Raw genomic sequence first — 20,402 nt, 5'->3', positions numbered from 1 at the left:
CGGCCCGGAGAAATCTCGTGTCGCCCGGGAACCGTCGCCGTCGCTGCTCAGATGGACGTGTACCGGTTCCAGAAGATCTCTGTCACGCGGTGGCGGTCGTTGTAGGCTTCGACGCCCTCGCCCATGAGCCAGCGGAGGTGGAGGTCGTCGTAGAGCGTCGAGTGCGTGTAATCGACGAAGGTGGCGGGGAGCACCAGCTTGCCGTCCTCGCGGATCGCGCTCGCGAGCACGGTGTAGGAGTGTTTGTGTCGCTGGTCGTAGACGCTGCCGGCGACGACGGGCGGCGACTGCTCGACCGCTGGCACCGCGTGAAACGCCTCGATGGAACGGTTGACCAGCTCGGTGCAGAACAGCCCCGAGTTCTCGCCGTTGGCGAGGGCTTCGAAGTCCGTCGGCGATTCGAAGTACTGGCGGAGATCGTGTGCGCCGAGGATGACGTTGTCCTGGATCGAGCCAGCCAGATAGCGAGGAATGTCGTAGGAGCTGTACGTCCGAAAGCCGTGTTTCAGCCCGCCGATCAGTCCCCCGGCGTCGGCGGGGTGGACGTCCGCGAAATCGGCAACGAAGGGGGCCTCGGGGCTGTCGAACACCGGTCCGCGAAGCGCGTCGACGGTGAACGGACGGGCGTCCGCGCCTTCGATTCGATCGAGGAACCCGGCGGTCTTCGAGAACTCGAAGGTGGCATCTCCGGCCGCGAGTGCGCCCATATCTGCGTGGAGCTGTGCGAACGGTTCGCCCGCCAGCTCGTACTCCTGGTCGATCTGCTCGGCGGCCGTCGGTTCGTCGTCGATCCCGACGCCGTCGATCCGCTCCTCGCCGTCGTAAAGTCCCGCGGAGTCACCATCTGCACGAACCACGAAATCGCCGACGGCGGTGACGCCCGAGCGGACGCCGAAGTGTTCGCTTGCGAGCGCGTCGAGGTCCTGTTCGAGGACGTTCGTTCCGGCGACGATACCGTAGCCGAGCACGACGTTGTGGAGTCCTTTCCAGCCGCCCAGTCCGGCGCCCGTGCCGGCACCGTACGCCAACGCCTCGCGTCTGCTGAGTCGAATCTCGCCGTTCTCGTCGCGAAGGTCGTCCAGCGCGTCGGCCAGCCTGTCCACGGCGCCCGGAGCGGATCCCTCCTCCCGGCCCTCGACCGGACGGGCAGGCTCGGCGGCGTCGACGGGCGAATTCGAACCGGCTTCCGACCGCTCTGCCATGCTCGAACAGTCCGCGTGCGGGCCCAAATCGCTTGCGCTCGATCGGATTCATCAGGCCCCGTCGTCGGGCCGTTTCTCCGAGAGCACTGTGCGTTCGAACGAGCAGACGAGCACCTCGCCGTCCTCGGTGGTCTCTCGTCCGTCGGCGGGGTCGTCCTCCGCCGGGTCCACGACGAACGCTTCGACGCGCATCGTCACGACGCCCCGTTCCCCGTCACTGGTCTCTCGGGCGTCGGTGACGGTGGACTGAGCGCGGAGCGTGTCGCCGTGGAACACCGGCGCGGGATGCTCGACGTCGTCGTAGGACAGGTTCGCGACGATCGTCCCGTCGGTCGTCTCCGGAATCGAGAGTCCGACGGCGAGGGACTGCGTGTAGAGGCCGTTGACGAGTCGCTGGCCGAACTGCGTCTCGGCGGCGAACGCCGCGTCGAGGTGGAGGGGCTGCTGGTTCATCGTGAGATCGCAGAACTGCTGGTTGTCAGCCTCGCTGATCGTGCGGCGCTTGTCGTGGCGGATCGTCTCGCCGACCGTGAACTCCTCGTAGTAGCGCCCTGGCATGGACGGGGCGACGGACGGATGGGAGAAATCGGTTCCGGTGGGTGCAGTGAGCCGACCTCGCTCCAGCTGCGCCGGGGTCCGGAAGCGCCGAAATCAAGCCTTCGCGGCACGTACCGATCGTATGTCCAGCGAGTCAAAGCCCGTCCGCGTCACCGTTCCAGAGCTCCGCGAACTCGTTGCCGAGGAGCAGCTCGTTCTCGCCGAATTCTACTCGCGCAGCTGTCCGGCCTGCGACGCCCAGGAGCCCATCCTCGGGGGCGTCGCTCGCGAGTTCGAGGGCGTCGTCGCGATGGTCGATCCCGGCGAGGACCTGTCCGCGCTCGAGACCTTCGACGTCCGGAGCACACCGGGATTCGTCCGGTTCGAAGACGGAGCGCAGACCGCGACGCTCGCCGACGGCGTGGTCGGCGCGGATCGGCTGCTAGCGTTCGCCCGCGGCAAGCCGGCGGACGCTGCCTGAGGCTGACAGCGTACCACTGCGGACGGCCGACCTGGGACGAGTCCCGGCCGCTGGGGTGGACTTACGGTCCTTCCGTGCGACCGATCGAGTATGGCTCGTCGTAGCGTTCTCTTCACGCCAGGCGATCGCAAGGGGATGCTCGAAGGCGCGACGGAGACCGACGCCGACGTGATCGTCTTCGACCTCGAGGACGGCGTCGCACCCAGTCGCAAAGCCGAGGCTCGCGAGACGGTTCGGACCGTGCTCGCTGCGGACCCCTTCGATCCCGACGCGGAGTGTCTCGTACGCGTCAATCCGATCGCGGGGGCACCCGCCGGCGGCGAGGATGACGGTCCCGAGTACAGAGCGGACGTGCGAGCGCTGGCTCCGGTCGCCGATGCCATCGACGGGATCGTCCTCCCGAAGACCCGGTCCGGTGCGGACGTCCGGCGACTCGGCGGAGAGCTCCAGGCCCACGGGCTCCCACGGGTCGTCTTCGCGCTCGTCGAGACCGCGGCGGGCGTCCAGACAGCACCGGAGATCGCCGCCGCTGGTGCGACGGATGCGCTCGTCCTCGGCACGGAGGATCTCGCTGCAGACGTGGGGGCGTCTCCGGGCGACGATCGACGCGAGAGTTCGTACGCGCGCCAGCGCGTGGTGACTGCCGCCGCGGCCGCGAACGTGGACGCGATCGACACCCTCTGGACGGAGTTCGACGACGAGGCCGGGCTCCGAGCGGACGCGACCGACGCAGCGGCGCTGGGGTTCGATGGGAAGCTCGCCATTCATCCGGCACAGGTTCCGGTCATCAATGACGCGTTCACGCCAGACGAGTCCGAGCGAGCGTGGGCGCGTCGGGTGCTCGAAGCACGCGAAAATAGCGGCGACGGTGGCGCGTTCGCGGTCGACGGGCAGATGATCGACGCCCCGCTGGTCGCACGAGCCGAGCGGATCGCCGACAGGGCACGAGCAGCCGGAATCGAGTTTCCATACGCGACGGAGACGCACTGACCTGTGGAGGGGCGATTCCCCCGAAACTACGGGTTTTCCATCGAATCCAGACGATCGGGGATTATATTCTTATTACAGTATAAGGCCATAAACGTCCAGTCAATCTGGAGAATGTGCGGAGATTTTGGACGAAGTAGCACTGATCCGCCACACTTATCAGTGTCTTCCGAGACCCTCCGCGTATGTCGAGTGAGGTCAACCCATTCGAGAGCCTCCAGGAACAGATCGACGACGCGGCAGTGCACCTCGACGTCGAGGACGGACTGATCGAGCGCCTGAAGAACCCCGAACGAATCCTCGAGACGAACCTCACCTTCGAGCGCGACGACGGGAGTCTCGACACCGTTCGCGCGTATCGCTCGCAGTTCAACGGCGATCGAGGTCCCTACAAGGGCGGCATCCGCTACCACCCGGGCGTCACGCGGGACGAGGTCAAGGCCCTCTCCGGCTGGATGGTCTACAAGTGTGCGACCGTCGGGATCCCCTACGGCGGCGGCAAGGGTGGCATCTCGATCGATCCGGGCGAGTACAGCGAGGACGAACTCGAGCGGCTCACGCGATCCTTTGCCAAAGAGCTCCGCCCGATCATCGGCGAGGATCGAGACGTTCCCGCACCGGACGTCAACACCGGCCAGCGGGAGATGAACTGGATCAAGGACACGTACGAGACGCTCGAGAACACGACCGAACCGGGCGTCATCACGGGCAAGAACATCGACAGCGGTGGGAGCGAGGGGCGCGTCGAAGCGACGGGCCGGTCCACGGTCCTCGCGGCCCGCGAGGCCTTCGAGTATCTCGGTCGCGACATCGCCGACGCCACCGTCGCCGTCCAGGGCTACGGGAACGCCGGCTGGATCACCGCGAAACTCGCCGACGAGATGGGGGCGACGGTCGTCGCTGTCTCGGACTCCTCGGGTGGCGTGTACGACGAATCGGGACTCGATCCGGTCGCCGCGAAGGACCACAAGCGCGAGACCGGGAGCGTCGTCGGATTCGCCGGCGCCGACGAGGAGATCTCCAACGACGAACTCCTCACGCTCGACGTCGACCTGCTCGTTCCGGCGGCCCTCGAGAACGCGATCGACGAGGAGCTCGCGGCCGACGTCTCCGCCGACGTCATCTCCGAGGCCGCGAACGGCCCGCTCACTCCCGACGCGGACGACGTGCTCGCGGACGCCGACGTGCTCGTGGTCCCTGACATTCTCGCCAACGCCGGCGGCGTCACCGTCTCCTACTTCGAGTGGGTCCAGAACCGACAGCGGTTCTACTGGTCCGAGGAGCGAGTCAACGACGAGCTAGAGACGATCGTCGTCGACGCGTTCGACGACCTGATCGAGGCCTACGAGGAGAACGACCTTTCGAACCTCCGAACCGCGGCCTACGTCGTCGCAATCGGTCGCGTCGTCGACGCCTACGACCAGGCAGGCACCTGGCCCTGAAACCAGCTTTCCGCTGCCTCGCGGAGAAGCTGACTTCGGAACGAATTCTCGCTGATTCCGCGTCCGCTACAGCCCCAGCTCCCGGCCCAGCACGAGGTGCTGGATCTCACTGGTCCCTTCGCCGATCTCCATGAGCTTCGCGTCGCGGTAGAACCGCTGGGGCGCGAACTCCTCGGTGTAGCCGTAGCCGCCGAGCACCTGGACGGCGTCCTCGGCGACTTCTCTCGCGGCCTCGGAGGCGTCGAGCTTCGCGAGGGCGGACTCCTCGACGACGCGCTCGCCCTGGTCGTACCGCCACGCGGCGTCGTGGGTGAGCAAGCGAGCTCGCTGCGTTTTGCGATACATCGCGACGATCATGTCCCGGACGGCGTCGAACTTCGAGATCGGCTGACCGAACTGCTCGCGTTCGCCGGCGTACGCCTTCGCTGCGTCGAAGGCGCCCTGCGCCAGCCCGACCGAGAGCGCAGCGATCGAGATTCGGCCGCCCTGGAGCGTCTTCATCGTCTGCGTCCAGCCCTCGCCTTCCTCGCCGAGCAGGCGCTCCTCGGGGAGCCGGACGCCGTCGAGCTGTACCTCGCAGGTCGGTGAGGCGTTGAGCCCCATCTTGTCCCAGACCGTCGAGATCGAGAAGCCGTCGTCCTCGGGCGAGACGATGAACGTCGAGATGCCGTCGTAGCCGGCGTCGGGATCGGTGACCGCCTTCACGAGCACCGAGTTCGCGACGCTGGCGTTGGTGATGAACTGCTTCGTGCCGTCGAGGACGTACTCGTCGCCCTCCTTGCTGGCCGTCGTGTCCATGTCGGAGGCGTCGGAGCCGCTTCCAGGTTCGGTGAGGGCCCACGCGCCCATTTCCTCGCCCGTCGCGAGCGGTTCGAGCCACTCCTCTTTCTGGGCCGCTGTGCCGAACAGCTCGATCGGTTTCGAACCCAGCGACACGTGTGCTGCGTAGGAGAGGCCCACGGAGCCGGAGACGCGGCCCAGCTCTTCACAGACCAGCGCGTAGGTGAGCTGGTCGCCGCCGAGCCCGCCGTGCTCCTCCGCGATCGGAACGCCCATCACGTCGAGCGCTGCGAGCTCGTCGAAAATCTCCTCCGGAAACCGGTGTTCGTCCTCGATCTCCTGGGCGATCGGTTCGATCTCCGCCTTACAGAAGTCCCGGACGCTGTCGCGGATCATGCGATCCTCGTCGGAGAGGGAGAAGTTCATGAACGATCGTTATCGGGGGCGAGCAAAAAGGCAGCGACGGGGGATAGCTCGATTCGCCACATCTTTTATTATCCACCCTGGCCACTGGCAATTCGTTGTATGGTGGTTGGAACGAGAATGGTATCAAACACGAATGCGAGTGCTAGCTAGACTTTCAGCAAGGGCGGATTGCGTTTATGACAATCAATACCACACGAAACTGCGGGGTAGAATCTGGTCGGCACTAGCGGGATCAGAGTACGAAGAATCACACGACAGCAACGACCCTCCGGGATTCACATACTCCAATCCATTCCCGCCAGGCGACATGGCGGAAGGTGATGAGCGAACGCTGATCGTTGCGTCACCTCACGAGGGGTTGCTCGCGAAGTTTGCCCACGATCTGCAAGACGATCGAGAACTCAATATCGGCGAGATGCCGTTCAACGTCGACGATCTCTCGATGCTCGATCCCGACGTGGGCGAGCCTGGGACGTCCGGCACCATCGAAACTGGGACTGGCTTGCTCGTCCGAATTCCCCCGTGGCGATGCGAGGAGTACGGCATCGAACCCGAGGGCGATTCAGCGACGTTCTGGCAACCAGAACACGGCATGGCACCGCTCCGGAATCAGCTCGAATCGAATCTCGACAAAAAGCACGGAGTGTTTGCTCCCGAGTACGAGCCCGGGCCGAGTGAAACGTCTGGCGATCTGTTCGACTCCTACGAGTTGATCAAGACGTTCGCGCTCCCGCTCGAAGTGACCCAGGGCCAGGAGATGACCTACGTTTTGAGCAAGTGGCGCTTTGGCTATACGGTTCGGGATGATCTGCATCGACAGCATCTGAATCTCGCCCTCGACGTAGGACTCGGCGAGCGGAACTCGCTGGGACTCGGGTTCGTCAACGTCACTGAAAAGTCGGCGCCACAAGTGTCGGAGGTGACCGATGCTTACAGTCGATAAGTTCGAGGAGAAGTATCCGCCAGAGACGCTCGAAGCGGAGCTCCCCGACGAGCCGATCACGTCGCTTCGGGACATCCAGTACCTCTACGGGCGGCTCTACACGCTCGCGACGACGGGAAGTGGTCAGTACGCGGCGTACTTGACGCCGGACGCCGCGGGCGATCTGATCGACGAATCGGAGAGTCTGATCGTCGTTCGCATCGACGCGTCCGGTGACGAGCCACGGATCGATTCGGAGACGCCAGTCCTATTCACCCGATACGTGGATGAACTCGTCGAGTCCGTCGCTCACTGCAAGTACGACGCGGCGAGAGGAATCGACCACAGCGTCACGCACCAGTCGGGTGCAGACAGCGACCCCGAGAAGCTCGCTCGCTATGCGAAGGAGCGACTTACGAAGTGGGCGACCGACGACGTTGTACAGGAAGCTGCCGAGAATCACGAGGACGGTTGGATCGTCGACGCGCTTGCAACGCTCGGCGAGGACGACGACGTGCTCGAACGGATCGACGAATCCGCCCAGCGATCACTCGGCGGTTCGACGACCGCGCTCTTGACGGTTCAAGTCAAAACCGATCCCGGCGGAGACTACCAGTGGCCCGGCGAACTCGACGTGTTCAACGAGGCGATGCGTCAGCGGAAGCTCTCGAAGCTCGTTTCCAAGAATGACGCCGAGGAATCTGCTGGCCAAGCTGTCGACCTGATCGACGGGTCCGAGTCACGGACAGTCGGGACGGCCGAGGATCCGCTCAACTACTTCCTCGGCAAGCAGCTGGAGTCCTTCCCTGGCTTCGATGCCGACGAAGCCTGGCGGTCGCACCCGATCTCGGAGGACAACGCCGTCACGGTCATGAACGCGGGAACGTTCGTCCACGCTTGCACGTACAGGAGCTTCGGCGCGACGGTCTACTATCTCCCGTACTTCGTCGGTGACCTCTCACCGGAAGACGCATACTGGCTCTACAGCTCGCTATACGAAATTGTAAACGCCGGTGGCGACGAGACGCCGCTGAAGGAACTCTACGATGATCTCAGCCCGAACGGGATCGAAGAGTATCCAGAGAAGCTTCGATTTTACGTCGCTGCAGTGCAGAAACACCAGATGTCGCGCTACGATGTCTTCGGTGACACGCTCAACGGATCGCTGCTGTATCCATGGGAACTGAGCAAAGCACACAACGCCGTGCTCAGTAGCTGGGCGTACGACGCGTTCGACGAATCGGACGACCGCTGGAATGCGCCGGTCCCGAGCCACGAGAACTGGCCGTTGCTCCACGCGGAGGGGAGCTTCGAGGCAATCGCGTCCGGCCTCTATTTCTACGTGACGCTCCCGGAGGGCGACGACGATCAGAACGCGAGCGCTGACGACGTGCGCATCGACGCACACGTCTCGGTGCTCGCGGGAGATTCCATTCCAGTCGAGACGTTGCTTCCGGCCTATGTCGATCGATTGCTCGACGCCGAATCGGGGGACGATTCGTTCCCCACCTTCGTCGTTGCCTCGCAGTTTGCGCAGTTGCAGGCGCTTGCAGTGTCGAATCTCTTGACGACCAACGATCGCGAGGCGTACAGCTCGATTGCCGACGCAGACGGCTACGAGAACCTACTCACGATGGAATCACAGCAGACTGCGGCACGAACAGATGGGGGTATCGCACGAGCCGAACTCAGAGACCAGAAGCTTGAGAAGTTCCTCGACGAGACGGACGCACTCCAGGACAACGCCGAGCGACGGGGAGCATTCCTCCTCGGCGTGCTGATCGGACAGATCGGCGGCTACCAGCAGGGCTCGGAAGGACGTTCGACGACAGTCGTCGACCAGTACTCGATCAAGTCGATGACCCAGTCGAAGGTCAAGCGCGTCACCGGCGAGGTGCTCGATCGAGACGTCGTCTACTCGCGGGACAACGGGATGTCCTCGACGATGTACGCCGAAGTCGTCGACCGCCTCAACGAGACGCTCGCAAAACGTGATCCCGACGACTGGAATCTCAGCACCGCCGATCTCCGATTCTACTACGCGCTCGGCGTATCGTACGGCCTGAACAACTGGATCGAACCGGAGGACGACGAAGCTGTGGACACCGAGGAGGCCGCCTGATATGCCCGAATCCAACGACGATATCGACACCGTCTCGAATCGCTCGGAAATAGTCTTCGCGTACGACGCCGTGGACGCGAACCCGAACGGCAATCCACTCAGCGGGGCGAACCGACCACGAATCGATCCCCAGACCGAGCAGGCGATCGTGACGGACGTGCGGCTCAAGCGATACCTCCGCGACCAGCTTGACGATGACGGCCACGGCGTCTATGTGAGAAACGTCAAGGACGACGGGACCGCGGCCACCCGTAGTGAACTGCTCGGTGATCGGATACGGGACGTCGATGCCGACGATTATGACGACGAGGAGGAACTCGAAACCGCCGTTTTCGGCGATTTCCTCGACAACAGTTCCGACGTTCGCTACTTCGGTGCAACGATGAGCGTCGACGGAACGGAAGAAGAACTGGTCGAGAAGCTCCCCGATCACTTCACTGGTCCAGTCCAGTTCTCCCCCGGAAAGTCGCTCCATCCGGTCAACGAGAACGAGAACTACGACAGCCTCACGAGCGTCATCGCGACGCAGGAAGGGAAGGAGCAGGGCGGCTTCGACCTCGACGACCATCGCATCCAGTACGGCTTCATCGGCTTCCACGGTCTCGTGGACGAACACGGTGCGGAAGACACGCGGCTCAGGAACGCCGACGTCGAGCGTCTCGACACGCTATGCTGGCGTGCTCTCAAGAATCAGACGATCAGTCGGAGCAAGGTCGGCCAGGAGCCTCGTCTCTACATTCGCGTCGAGTACTCCGAAGAGAGCTTCCACCTCGGAGGACTCACGCACGATCTCGCTATCGACGAGGAGCGATCGGACCCCGCCGAGGAACTTCGAACGGTTCGAGACCTCTGGCTGGACGTGACCGATATCGTTGAGCGACTCAGTGGCGCCTCGGAACAGATCGAGGCGGTGCACGTCGTCGCCAGCGACGTCCTGCAGGTCACCCACGAAGACGAATCGGGCGACGCTGACCTCCTCTACAGCGCCCTCAGGGACGCCGTCGGCGAGGATGCAGTCCACGAAATCGACGTGTACGACGAGCACCTTAAGACGCTCCCAGACGACGGAGACTGACCCGTGAGCACGACATCGAGCGGTGCGGACGGAGGCAACTCGGTCCCGGAACGGTGTCTCTCGTTTACCGTCAGCGGACCGTGGGGCCACTTCCGCCGGATCGACGGCAACATCGTCAAGCAGACCTACCGGATCATCCCACGCACGACGGTCGCAGGGCTCGTCGCCGCGATACTTGGAATCGGTCGCGACGAGTACTACGACTACTTTGCGCGAGGAAGTTCCGCGATCGCGATCGAACCGACAGCGGAGCTCCGCACCATGAACGTCCCCGTGAACACGTTCTCGACGGCCGCAAGCGACATCAAAACGGTTCCGAAGGGAGCGCGCAAGCTCAAAGTCGGTCTCCCGGACCCAACCAAGCTCCGCCAGCAGCACAACTACGAGGTGCTCGTGGATCCGGCCTACCGGATCGACTGCTGGCTCGCCGACGAGGAGATCTACAATCGCCTTCACGATGCGCTTCGCGAAGGGAAGAGTCACTACGTGCCCAGCCTGGGTCTCTCGGAGTACCTCGCCAAGATCGAATTCCACGGCGAACAGTCCGTTGAACATGGCGAGTTCGACGATCCCGTCGAAGTCGACTCGGCGGTTCCGGACGCCGTCGACAATATCGTTCCGGAAACAGGTGTGAACTACGGCGTGGAACGCTCACCTGCGTTCATGACCGCAACCGACGGTGGACGGACGACCACGGGCTTCACTGCGTACGGCTACAACTTCGATGGGAAGTCATTGCGAGTCAAGGGCGTGAACCCAGCAGTCGTCGACGACCGGAACGTGCTCTTCGTCTAAACTGATGGCCGAACGCTACTCACATCCAGAAATCGACGATCACGACGCCGTTGCGCTGGTCGACCATCTGGAAGACGTTGCAAACCGGATCGGGAAGATCGTTCCACAGGACAAAGAGACGCCGTACGGAACCCCGATGACGGAGTTTGCCGAGACACTCGGCTGGGTGCACGACATCGGAAAGGCCACGACGTGGTTCCAGCAGTACATCGGCGTTAAACCGGGCGACCCAGACGGGCCAAAGCACCACGGTCCAATCGGTGCACTCGCAGCATACTACGCACTGCAGGCGTCGGGGTACGAGTCCGGAGAGTGTCTGGCCGGCTACGTCGCGGTCGCGAATCATCACGGCGATCTCCCCGACGTGCCCGAGTACGTCTTCAAACGGACGAATGTTTCCAGCGACCCCAGCCAGAACGTTCGACAGGGAGAAGTCCGACGACAGGTCGAGAATATCGATCGAAACGCTGCGGAGCTGGCCGACGAAGTGATCGAGGAAGCGACCGACGAGAGCGGTTCGTGGAGCGATTTCAGAGCGCGCATTGACAACTGCGACCTGTTCGAACAGGTAAAGGACGGTGTCACCGAAAGATACGGGAGCACGCCAAGCTCCGACGCGTTGTCGGACCAATGTTATCCGACGGTCCTGCAGTGCTGGAGCGCACTCACGCTCGCCGACAAGACGAGCGCCGCTCACGCGGACCCATCGAAATACGAGGGATCCAAACCGGAGATCAAGGATCTCTCGTCCCACATCGACGAGCTAGGTGGCGATGCACCCCAGGATACCAGGGCAGCCAGACTCGACGAACTCCGTTCCGAGGCGCGGACCGAGGTCGTCGATGCTGCAACCGAGTTTGCCGAATCAGGTGGTGGGGTCGGAACGATCACACTCCCGACCGGATTGGGTAAGACGCTGACTGGACTCGAGGCGGCACTGTCGGTTCGCGAGGAGCTCGACGGCAGTCGGGTGATCTATGCGCTGCCGTTCACTTCGATCGTCGATCAGGTGGCGGACGAGATTGAAGACGTGTTCGACGCTGATCCGTCCAAAGACCTACTCACGATTCACCACCATCTGGCTGAGACGTTGATCGAGTTAGACGGTGTTGACGACGAAGAACGGGACCAGAATGCCAGAATCGAGGAGATGCTCGGCGAGAGCTGGCGATCGGGACTCGTCGTGACGACCTTCGTCCAGCTCTTTGAGAGTCTCGTCGGCCCGAAGAACTCCCAGTCACTCAAGCTGCCTGCACTCTACGACAGCGTGATCGTTGTCGACGAGCCCCAGGGGCTTCCACACAACTGGTGGAAGCTTGTCAGGCGGCTCGGCGAGATCCTGACCGAAGAGTACGACGCGACGCTCGTTGCGATGACCGCGACGCAGCCACGCATCTTCGAGGACGATGCGACCCCCTTGGTTCGAGACCGGTCGAAGTACTATGAGGGGGTCGAACGAGTGGAGTACGAGTTTGACGAATCGGTCGCCACGCACGTCACCGACGAACCGGATCCACTCGATCACGAGGAGGCAGCGGATCGTCTCGAACGACGTGCCAAAGACGAGTCGAGCGTCCTGGCAGTGTGCAACACGATCGACAGCGCCCGGGAGATAACGAACGCACTTGAGGGTCGGCTCGACGCGCCCGATCTTGGAGCAGTGTACGCAGAGTTGCTTGAAGATCGTGACGCGCCGACGGGTACCGATCTTGCTGAGGAGATCGAAGACAGAACTGACGGGCCAGCGATTGGCCACCTCTCAACCCGACTTCGTCCGATCGACCGCCAGCGCTTGATCGAGGCGATCAAGCTGCTTCGCGAACGCGAGGTACCGCTCGTGGTTGCGTCGACACAGCTCATCGAGGCGGGAGTGGACGTGAGCTTCGACCGGGTCTACCGAGACCTCGCACCGATCGACAGCCTCGTCCAGGCAGCAGGTCGGTGCAATCGCTCGTTCGAACGCGATCGCGGGACAGTCACGATCTGGTGGCTTGAATCACCCGACGATTCCGAGACGACGCCCGCAGAAGCGGTTTACGAGATGTGGGGCGATAGTCTCATTTCGCTCACCGTGAACGTACTCGATTCGGAGGGCATTCTGACTGCTGAATCCTCGGTTCCAGAAGCGTCGGTTTCGTCGGACGCTGTAGAAGCGTACTACGAGACGCTCGCGACGGATCGCAATGCCGGGAAAGCCGAGTACGTAGAGCACCTCGACAAGGCAATGTGCGCCCAAGCGGGGCAGTTGTCACTGATCGACCAGCGAAACGCAGTGGACGTGGTCGTATGTCGAACACAGACGGAACGAGAACAGATCGAGACGATCAACCACGAATGGAACAAGAGACAGTTCAAATCCGTGCGGAATCGCCTCGACGATCTACGGGCCACGCAGGTATCTGTGCCGGTATACGAGCGTAGCTCGATCGTGGTGGATGCGCTGAATAGCCTCGAAACAGTGCACCCCGAAACCGAATTGCGCTGGATTGCACCGGGGACGCCCGGCTATGACGATTACTTCCAAGCAACCACAGGATTCGTAGTGCCCGACAGCACCGTGGAGCGGCGGTTCCTGTGAGCGAAACTGCCGATCCGGTCGAGTTGCTCCTCGAATCCGTCGGCGACGAAGCCGCCGTCGACGAGTTCCGCGTCACCGGCGTGATGATGCAGTACTATCACGTCTGCAAGCGAGAACTCTGGTTCGAGAGCCGAAACCTGGAAATCGACCGCGAGAACGCGAACGTCGTCCGTGGAGCGCGGGTCGACGACACCGCATATTCAGAGAGCCGGCGCAGTCTTTCAATCGCCGGTACGATCGCAATTGATCTACTGGATGACGGACGCGTCGTCGAGGTCAAGCCGTCGTCGACACTCGTCGAGCCCGCCAAGATGCAGCTGGCGTACTATCTTTGGTTCCTCAAGCACGTTGCAGACGTCGAGAAATCGGGCGTGCTGGCTCATCCTACCGAGCGAAATCGAGAGACGGTACAATTGACAGACGATCTCGCAGATAACGTCGAGGAATCGATTCGTGGAATACACTCGATCGTGACCGCAGACGAGCCACCGGCTGCCGAGGAGAAGCCGTTCTGTGACTCGTGTGCCTACCACGACTTCTGCTGGAGCTGTTAGCATGGACAGGAACTACCACGTCTTTTCCGACGGACGACTCGAACGACACAATGACACCCTGCGCGTCGTCACCGAGGACGGCGAGAAGAAGCACGTTCCCGTGGAGCACGCCGAGGCGATCTACCTCCACGGACAGATCGACTTCAACACGCGACTCGTCGGGTTCGTTAACGACGAAGGCATCGCCGTTCACGTATTTGGCTGGAACGACTACTACTCGGGATCGATCATGCCCGAGCGTGGCCAGACATCTGGCCGTACCCTCGTCGCACAGGTGGACGCCTATCAGGATCCGGACCACCGCGTGGATCTCGCTCGATCTTTCGTCGTCGGGAGCATCCACAACATGCGTTCGAATCTGGTCTACTACGACAGTCGTTCGGAGGATTTCGAACGCCAGATCGGCGATCTCGAACGAGCGCGGTCCAGAACGCATGACGTCAACAATGTGGAGGAACTCCTCGGCGTCGAAGCGACGGCGCGACGGGCCTATTACAGCGCGTTTGACGCAATCCTTTCAGACGAGTTCACGATGGGCAGCCGAGAGTACAATCCGCCACCGAACGAGGTCAACAGCCTGATTTCGTTCGGGAACTCGCTCGTGTACGCCAACGTCGTCTCGGCCATACGAGCGACTGCACTCGATCCCGCTATCAGCTTCCTCCACGAACCGGGGGAACGACGATATTCGCTTGCCCTCGATATCGCAGAACTGTTCAAACCGCTGTTGGCAGACCGCGTGCTCTTCCGGCTGGTGAACCGCTCACAGCTCACCCGAGACGATTTTGAAGCGGAACTCAATGCCTGCATGCTTACCGAGGACGGCAGAAAAACGTTCTCGAAGGCATTCGAGGAAACGCTCGAACAGACCGTAGAGCATCCAAATCTCAACAGACACGTCAGCTACCAGTATCTGATGCGCCTCGAAGCGTACAAGCTGAAGAAGCACCTCTTGACCGGGGAGACCTACGAACAGTTCGAGCGGTGGTGGTGAGCGATGGTGTACGTGATCGTCGTCTACGATATGGAGGCAGATCGCACTCAGAAGATGTTGAAACTCCTTCGTCGGTATCTCACTCACGTGCAGTTCTCGGTGTTCGAAGGAGAGATCACCGAAGGTACGCTCAAGGAACTCGATGGGAAAATCGATGACCTCCTCAAAGACTGCGAGTCTACAATCGTCTACGAACTTGGTACGGAATCCGTCCTCAATCGAACCGTCCACGGGGAGGATCCGACCGAGGACGATCGCTTCCTCTGAGTGGTTGGTGTCGACCCCCTGGGGGGAGCCGATTATTGACGGTCGACGGGAACAACTATGCGTGAGTAGGCAATAGCGGCCTATATGCCGACGAATTCGGCATGGTTTCAGCAGGACTCTAGTGAGGTTGAAGCGTCGCGAGGACGGCATGGGGATGGCCGACGAGGCCGTTTCAGCAGGACTCTAGTGAGGTTGAAGCAGCAACAGCCACAGCCCGGAGGAAGTCCAGAGAGGTGTTTCAGCAGGACTCTAGTGAGGTTGAAGCACTACTGAACTCCTGAGCCGAGTGTATTCGTTCCGTCGTTTCAGCAGGACTCTAGTGAGGTTGAAGCCTTTGAGCAATCCTGGAACGTCGTCGAGGCCTCCGCGTTTCAGCAGGACTCTAGTGAGGTTGAAGCGCGTCGACGTTCGCGAAACCCGCCTTTAGACCCATGGTTTCAGCAGGACTCTAGTGAGGTTGAAGCCAATTGGCGACCTGCTCTCGTCCGTCAGCGCGGCGCGTTTCAGCAGGACTCTAGTGAGGTTGAAGCTGCTTGTAGCCGTCGTCGGAAACGGGAGTGCCCGAGTTTCAGCAGGACTCTAGTGAGGTTGAAGCCACCATCTATGGTGAAAGGAGTGCCCCCAGACAGAGTTTCAGCAGGACTCTAGTGAGGTTGAAGCGACCTCTCCCGACGTTGCCGTGAACGAATCGAACGGTTTCAGCAGGACTCTAGTGAGGTTGAAGCCGTCCCTTGTCCACCGTGCCGGTGATCCGGTCGCACGTTTCAGCAGGACTCTAGTGAGGTTGAAGCGTGGGTTGATCCAGCGACGCCGTGACGTGATCGACGGTTTCAGCAGGACTCTAGTGAGGTTGAAGCCTTGGGTCCACGATTGCGGTGCTGGCGAGTTACCCAGTTTCAGCAGGACTCTAGTGAGGTTGAAGCTACCGGCGCGCGTAGCGGCGTGCATGGCCGACGCGTTTCAGCAGGACTCTAGTGAGGTTGAAGCTACTATCTACCAATAGCCACGGGCTACGGGATATTGTTTCAGCAGGACTCTAGTGAGGTTGAAGCACGACGCGCTACGGAACGATCGCGACGGCGCGCGTGTTTCAGCAGGACTCTAGTGAGGTTGAAGCGAGTTGACGACGCGCCTCACGTTCGGCCAAGCGCACGGTTTCAGCAGGACTCTAGTGAGGTTGAAGCGCGAATCACGACGGCACGAACGATACGGTGGACGTGGTTTCAGCAGGACTCTAGTGAGGTTGAAGCGGTCGGGAAGGAGGCAGGCGGACAGTTGACGCTTTGTTTCAGCAGGACTCTAGTGAGGTTGAAGCGCGTGAGTCCCACAGGACCGGCCCGAGTGTCCGGGTTTCAGCAGGACTCTAGTGAGGTTGAAGCGCATCAGCGAGGACCAGTGGCGGGAGTTGAGTGCGCGTTTCAGCAGGACTCTAGTGAGGTTGAAGCATGCCTCGCTCGCCTCCCGCCGCAGCTCGGAGTCGTTTCAGCAGGACTCTAGTGAGGTTGAAGCATCTCGATGTCGATCCCGATCTCGGCCATGAACTCGTTTCAGCAGGACTCTAGTGAGGTTGAAGCTAATGCTCGGCCGATCCAATCCCAACCAGCAGGTCGTTTCAGCAGGACTCTAGTGAGGTTGAAGCGAGGAAGCGAACGAACTCGCCCTGCGATCGAGACACGTTTCAGCAGGACTCTAGTGAGGTTGAAGCCCGTTAGGGCATGACTGTCCTCAAGTGCCATACCCTGTTTCAGCAGGACTCTAGTGAGGTTGAAGCTCCGGCAGTACGAACACGTCCTGCTGTTCGTAGAGGTTTCAGCAGGACTCTAGTGAGGTTGAAGCGTCCTCTTCGGCCTGCCCCAGCCCCGATCCAAGGAGTTTCAGCAGGACTCTAGTGAGGTTGAAGCGAGGACCCAGTAGTCGGGTGCCAGCGCGTGGATGAGTTTCAGCAGGACTCTAGTGAGGTTGAAGCAGTTTCTTGAGCTTCATCGTCCCCGTTTCGACGCTGGTTTCAGCAGGACTCTAGTGAGGTTGAAGCGCGTTCGATCCCACGCTACTCGAAGGGAGTGCCGAGTTTCAGCAGGACTCTAGTGAGGTTGAAGCGGGAACGTCACCCGATTCAAGAACCAGGCCAAGGCGTTTCAGCAGGACTCTAGTGAGGTTGAAGCAACACGGACCAGGAGAACGGGGGCCAGGACAACGCGTTTCAGCAGGACTCTAGTGAGGTTGAAGCGACGTGACGGTGAGTTACGAGGCGCAGCTGCGCGCTGTTTCAGCAGGACTCTAGTGAGGTTGAAGCCACCCGCGATGTACGGACGCCAGCGACATGACGAGTTTCAGCAGGACTCTAGTGAGGTTGAAGCGACGCCCGCCAACCTCGACCCGTTCTGGAAGAACGGTTTCAGCAGGACTCTAGTGAGGTTGAAGCGCTCGTGTGGCCCGATTTCTGCCCGCCGTCCCACGTTTCAGCAGGACTCTAGTGAGGTTGAAGCCTGGTCGCGCCGGTAGACGAAGCATACGAGACGATCGTTTCAGCAGGACTCTAGTGAGGTTGAAGCTTCCAGAGCAGCTCGCCGTCGGCCTGGACGAGGATCGTTTCAGCAGGACTCTAGTGAGGTTGAAGCCCGAAGGCCGTGCAGTGGGAGGTGCGGACCGAAACCGTTTCAGCAGGACTCTAGTGAGGTTGAAGCGAGTTTGTCGCGATCCATCACGTCGGGCCCGAAGCTGTTTCAGCAGGACTCTAGTGAGGTTGAAGCGCCCACTCGTCTTGCTTCTTGGCGGTCACTTCGAGGGTTTCAGCAGGACTCTAGTGAGGTTGAAGCGGGTAATATGACTACGAAAGTATTGAACTTGTACGCGTTTCAGCAGGACTCTAGTGAGGTTGAAGCCAGATCTTTCGCCGGATCACTTCGGACTCGACTGTCCCGGTTTCAGCAGGACTCTAGTGAGGTTGAAGCCAGTCGTACCGGTATCGGATGTCGGGATCGCTCCCGGTTTCAGCAGGACTCTAGTGAGGTTGAAGCCTCGCCGCGGAGCTACGACGCGCTAACCCTCTCCCCGTTTCAGCAGGACTCTAGTGAGGTTGAAGCACCCCCGAAACCGACCGAGAATCCCACTGCCACCGCGTTTCAGCAGGACTCTAGTGAGGTTGAAGCGCGAAGCGGGGTCGCGGTCGCGGACGGCCAAGAAGCGTTTCAGCAGGACTCTAGTGAGGTTGAAGCTTGTCACTATCCGAACTCGGCAACGGGTCGAGCAAGGTTTCAGCAGGACTCTAGTGAGGTTGAAGCACCGTGATCGACCACGACCGCGACAACGAACGCACGTTTCAGCAGGACTCTAGTGAGGTTGAAGCTAATTGTCCGCAATTGTTAAGGCAATTGCAGCCAATGTTTCAGCAGGACTCTAGTGAGGTTGAAGCCGGTTCTCGGTAGTACCCCGGCGACTGCTCGAAGTAGTTTCAGCAGGACTCTAGTGAGGTTGAAGCATGCCGCGAACCCTCCGTACACGATCGCCACGGCGAGTTTCAGCAGGACTCTAGTGAGGTTGAAGCAGATTGTACTGGGTGTCGGGAATAGTGATTTGAGAGTTTCAGCAGGACTCTAGTGAGGTTGAAGCTAACGCTATCGGGGTCTATCGCCGCTATGTTGACGCGTTTCAGCAGGACTCTAGTGAGGTTGAAGCCGTGACCCTGCGAGATCGTTCAGGGCCGCCTTGGGGTGTTTCAGCAGGACTCTAGTGAGGTTGAAGCGGGAACGGCGCGGGCATCGACACGACGTGGGTCACGGTTTCAGCAGGACTCTAGTGAGGTTGAAGCATGGAGGCCATTCCCTACGACGCTCGCGAGACGATCGTTTCAGCAGGACTCTAGTGAGGTTGAAGCGCGAACCGAGCACTCCGCCAGGTCGGCCAATCGCGTTTCAGCAGGACTCTAGTGAGGTTGAAGCTCCCCTGCATCCAGAGCGAGTTGTCTCCGATCTCGTTTCAGCAGGACTCTAGTGAGGTTGAAGCATGCGGCGCGCGGTCCGCGACGATCGCCTCCTCCTGGTTTCAGCAGGACTCTAGTGAGGTTGAAGCGTGTAGATCCCATAGGCGACTGCGACGAACAGGTAGTTTCAGCAGGACTCTAGTGAGGTTGAAGCTTCTCCGTCATGCCGCACCGACCTCCGCGACGATCGTTTCAGCAGGACTCTAGTGAGGTTGAAGCGGAGCCGTTCGAACTCCCCGCGGAGATCGCCGGTGTTTCAGCAGGACTCTAGTGAGGTTGAAGCTGTCAGCCTGGCTGTTCGCCGGGAGTGTGTTTCTGCGTTTCAGCAGGACTCTAGTGAGGTTGAAGCCTGTAGTTCGTAGCCTTCGGCGGTCTCAACGACGGTTTCAGCAGGACTCTAGTGAGGTTGAAGCCACCACTGGGTATCGGTGATATGGCCGTCGAACTCGTTTCAGCAGGACTCTAGTGAGGTTGAAGCACACATTTCCGTCACCTTCTGGCTGGAACGCGACGTGTTTCAGCAGGACTCTAGTGAGGTTGAAGCTCGGTCACGCAGCACCAGGCGACGAAGCGCCTGAAGTTTCAGCAGGACTCTAGTGAGGTTGAAGCCGCCACATGCTCCGCGAGGGAGAGATCGAGATCGAGTTTCAGCAGGACTCTAGTGAGGTTGAAGCCAGAGCAACAAGATCCGCGAGTGGGTCGAGCACCGGGTTTCAGCAGGACTCTAGTGAGGTTGAAGCGAGGATGAGGGGGCCGTCAATGTCGAACCCGACTAGTTTCAGCAGGACTCTAGTGAGGTTGAAGCGCCTACGTGACCGGTCTCTCGATGATGTCGTTCGCGTTTCAGCAGGACTCTAGTGAGGTTGAAGCGGCATCCGGTCCCGGACACCGGTCCGCGATCAGGCCGTTTCAGCAGGACTCTAGTGAGGTTGAAGCGTTGCGTTGGACGTTGAGTGTGAGCGCATCGCGGCGTTTCAGCAGGACTCTAGTGAGGTTGAAGCACGTCCTGGGGCGTCACCGCGCCGCCGGAAGATTCGTTTCAGCAGGACTCTAGTGAGGTTGAAGCGAGTCTGTCGGGCCACCACTCGGCGACGGCAAACGGGTTTCAGCAGGACTCTAGTGAGGTTGAAGCTTGTCCTCGCTCTCCTCGTCGTCAGCGTCGTCGGCGTGTTTCAGCAGGACTCTAGTGAGGTTGAAGCCTCCAGCGCCGCCTTGTCGAAGCGGTCGCCCTCGCGGTTTCAGCAGGACTCTAGTGAGGTTG

Annotated in this window: 14 protein-coding genes and 1 CRISPR repeat array (1 of these 15 only partly in view); of the genes, 11 read left to right on the top strand and 3 right to left on the bottom strand. The window is 61.0% G+C overall.

What is annotated here, in order from left to right; translation table 11 throughout:
- Window positions 1-47 precede the first annotated feature (47 nt).
- On the bottom strand, window positions 48-1,202 hold the full coding sequence (locus ACZ5KP_RS01485) for a hypothetical protein (RefSeq protein WP_460919116.1): 1,155 nt from the start codon (window positions 1,200-1,202) through the stop codon (window positions 48-50).
- 51 nt (window positions 1,203-1,253) lie between these two features.
- Window positions 1,254-1,760, bottom strand: coding sequence for a MaoC family dehydratase (locus tag ACZ5KP_RS01480; RefSeq protein ID WP_460919115.1), 507 nt, complete (start codon window positions 1,758-1,760; stop codon window positions 1,254-1,256).
- A gap of 121 nt (window positions 1,761-1,881) precedes the next feature.
- Between ACZ5KP_RS01480 and ACZ5KP_RS01475 the strand changes: the two genes are divergently transcribed.
- The 3 genes from ACZ5KP_RS01475 to ACZ5KP_RS01465 all read left to right on the top strand — a co-directional run bounded on the left by ACZ5KP_RS01475 (window position 1,882) and on the right by ACZ5KP_RS01465 (window position 4,649).
- Window positions 1,882-2,220: a thioredoxin family protein gene (locus ACZ5KP_RS01475; protein WP_460919113.1), complete on the top strand. Its 339-nt coding sequence runs from the start codon at window positions 1,882-1,884 to the stop codon at window positions 2,218-2,220.
- A 90-nt stretch (window positions 2,221-2,310) separates the two neighbouring features.
- A complete protein-coding gene (locus tag ACZ5KP_RS01470; RefSeq protein WP_460919111.1) occupies window positions 2,311-3,210 on the top strand; it encodes an HpcH/HpaI aldolase/citrate lyase family protein in 900 nt (299 codons plus the stop codon).
- Window positions 3,211-3,392: 182 nt separating this feature from the next.
- Window positions 3,393-4,649 carry a Glu/Leu/Phe/Val family dehydrogenase gene (locus ACZ5KP_RS01465; protein WP_460919110.1) on the top strand — a complete coding sequence of 419 codons (1,257 nt, stop codon included), beginning with the start codon at window positions 3,393-3,395 and terminating at the stop codon, window positions 4,647-4,649.
- A gap of 66 nt (window positions 4,650-4,715) precedes the next feature.
- On the opposite strand, the gene ACZ5KP_RS01460 is transcribed toward ACZ5KP_RS01465, so the two are convergent.
- Complete coding sequence (locus ACZ5KP_RS01460) at window positions 4,716-5,855, bottom strand: acyl-CoA dehydrogenase family protein (protein ID WP_460919108.1); 1,140 nt, start codon at window positions 5,853-5,855, stop codon at window positions 4,716-4,718.
- A 133-nt stretch (window positions 5,856-5,988) separates the two neighbouring features.
- Between ACZ5KP_RS01460 and cas6 the strand changes: the two genes are divergently transcribed.
- The 8 genes from cas6 to cas2 are packed head-to-tail and all read left to right on the top strand — an operon-like array spanning window position 5,989 to window position 15,162.
- The gene (gene cas6 / locus ACZ5KP_RS01455; protein WP_460919106.1) at window positions 5,989-6,798 is read left to right on the top strand and encodes a CRISPR-associated endoribonuclease Cas6; all 810 of its coding nucleotides are present in this window, start codon (window positions 5,989-5,991) and stop codon (window positions 6,796-6,798) included.
- Complete coding sequence (gene cas8b, locus ACZ5KP_RS01450; protein ID WP_460919105.1) at window positions 6,782-8,899, top strand: type I-B CRISPR-associated protein Cas8b/Csh1; 2,118 nt, start codon at window positions 6,782-6,784, stop codon at window positions 8,897-8,899. Before cas6 ends, cas8b begins: the two co-directional genes overlap by 17 nt.
- 1 nt (window position 8,900) lies before the next feature.
- The gene (cas7b, locus tag ACZ5KP_RS01445) at window positions 8,901-9,974 is read left to right on the top strand and encodes a type I-B CRISPR-associated protein Cas7/Csh2 (protein ID WP_460919103.1); all 1,074 of its coding nucleotides are present in this window, start codon (window positions 8,901-8,903) and stop codon (window positions 9,972-9,974) included.
- A gap of 3 nt (window positions 9,975-9,977) precedes the next feature.
- Complete coding sequence (gene cas5b / locus ACZ5KP_RS01440) at window positions 9,978-10,769, top strand: type I-B CRISPR-associated protein Cas5b (protein ID WP_460919101.1); 792 nt, start codon at window positions 9,978-9,980, stop codon at window positions 10,767-10,769.
- 4 nt (window positions 10,770-10,773) lie between these two features.
- Window positions 10,774-13,347, top strand: a complete 2,574-nt coding sequence (locus tag ACZ5KP_RS01435; protein WP_460919100.1) for a CRISPR-associated endonuclease Cas3'' — start codon at window positions 10,774-10,776, stop codon at window positions 13,345-13,347.
- On the top strand, window positions 13,344-13,901 hold the full coding sequence (cas4, locus tag ACZ5KP_RS01430; RefSeq protein WP_460919098.1) for a CRISPR-associated protein Cas4: 558 nt from the start codon (window positions 13,344-13,346) through the stop codon (window positions 13,899-13,901). Before ACZ5KP_RS01435 ends, cas4 begins: the two co-directional genes overlap by 4 nt.
- Window position 13,902: 1 nt before the next feature.
- Complete coding sequence (cas1b, locus tag ACZ5KP_RS01425) at window positions 13,903-14,895, top strand: type I-B CRISPR-associated endonuclease Cas1b (protein WP_460919096.1); 993 nt, start codon at window positions 13,903-13,905, stop codon at window positions 14,893-14,895.
- Between the two features lie 6 nt (window positions 14,896-14,901).
- Window positions 14,902-15,162 carry a CRISPR-associated endonuclease Cas2 gene (gene cas2, locus ACZ5KP_RS01420; RefSeq protein WP_460921086.1) on the top strand — a complete coding sequence of 87 codons (261 nt, stop codon included), beginning with the start codon at window positions 14,902-14,904 and terminating at the stop codon, window positions 15,160-15,162.
- A gap of 104 nt (window positions 15,163-15,266) precedes the next feature.
- Window positions 15,267-20,402: direct repeats of the CRISPR family, unit length 30 nt; unit sequence GTTTCAGCAGGACTCTAGTGAGGTTGAAGC (it continues 199 nt past the right edge of the window).

Source organism: Salinarchaeum chitinilyticum (assembly GCF_055390775.1).
The sequence above is the reverse complement of the archived record's forward strand: the minus strand, read 5'-3'. Positions and strand labels throughout refer to the sequence as shown.

What these genes read in the sequence shown, in the direction of transcription:
- ACZ5KP_RS01485 (WP_460919116.1), bottom strand. Translation starts at nt 1,202, where the DNA reads ATGGCAGAGCGGTCGGAAGCCGGTTCGAATTCGCCCGTCGACGCCGCC.
- ACZ5KP_RS01480 (WP_460919115.1), bottom strand. Translation starts at nt 1,760, where the DNA reads ATGCCAGGGCGCTACTACGAGGAGTTCACGGTCGGCGAGACGATCCGC.
- ACZ5KP_RS01475 (WP_460919113.1), top strand. Translation starts at nt 1,882, where the DNA reads ATGTCCAGCGAGTCAAAGCCCGTCCGCGTCACCGTTCCAGAGCTCCGC.
- ACZ5KP_RS01470 (WP_460919111.1), top strand. Translation starts at nt 2,311, where the DNA reads ATGGCTCGTCGTAGCGTTCTCTTCACGCCAGGCGATCGCAAGGGGATG.
- ACZ5KP_RS01465 (WP_460919110.1), top strand. Translation starts at nt 3,393, where the DNA reads ATGTCGAGTGAGGTCAACCCATTCGAGAGCCTCCAGGAACAGATCGAC.
- ACZ5KP_RS01460 (WP_460919108.1), bottom strand. Translation starts at nt 5,855, where the DNA reads ATGAACTTCTCCCTCTCCGACGAGGATCGCATGATCCGCGACAGCGTC.
- cas6 (WP_460919106.1), top strand. Translation starts at nt 5,989, where the DNA reads ATGCGAGTGCTAGCTAGACTTTCAGCAAGGGCGGATTGCGTTTATGAC.
- cas8b (WP_460919105.1), top strand. Translation starts at nt 6,782, where the DNA reads ATGCTTACAGTCGATAAGTTCGAGGAGAAGTATCCGCCAGAGACGCTC.
- cas7b (WP_460919103.1), top strand. Translation starts at nt 8,901, where the DNA reads ATGCCCGAATCCAACGACGATATCGACACCGTCTCGAATCGCTCGGAA.
- ACZ5KP_RS01435 (WP_460919100.1), top strand. Translation starts at nt 10,774, where the DNA reads ATGGCCGAACGCTACTCACATCCAGAAATCGACGATCACGACGCCGTT.
- cas1b (WP_460919096.1), top strand. Translation starts at nt 13,903, where the DNA reads ATGGACAGGAACTACCACGTCTTTTCCGACGGACGACTCGAACGACAC.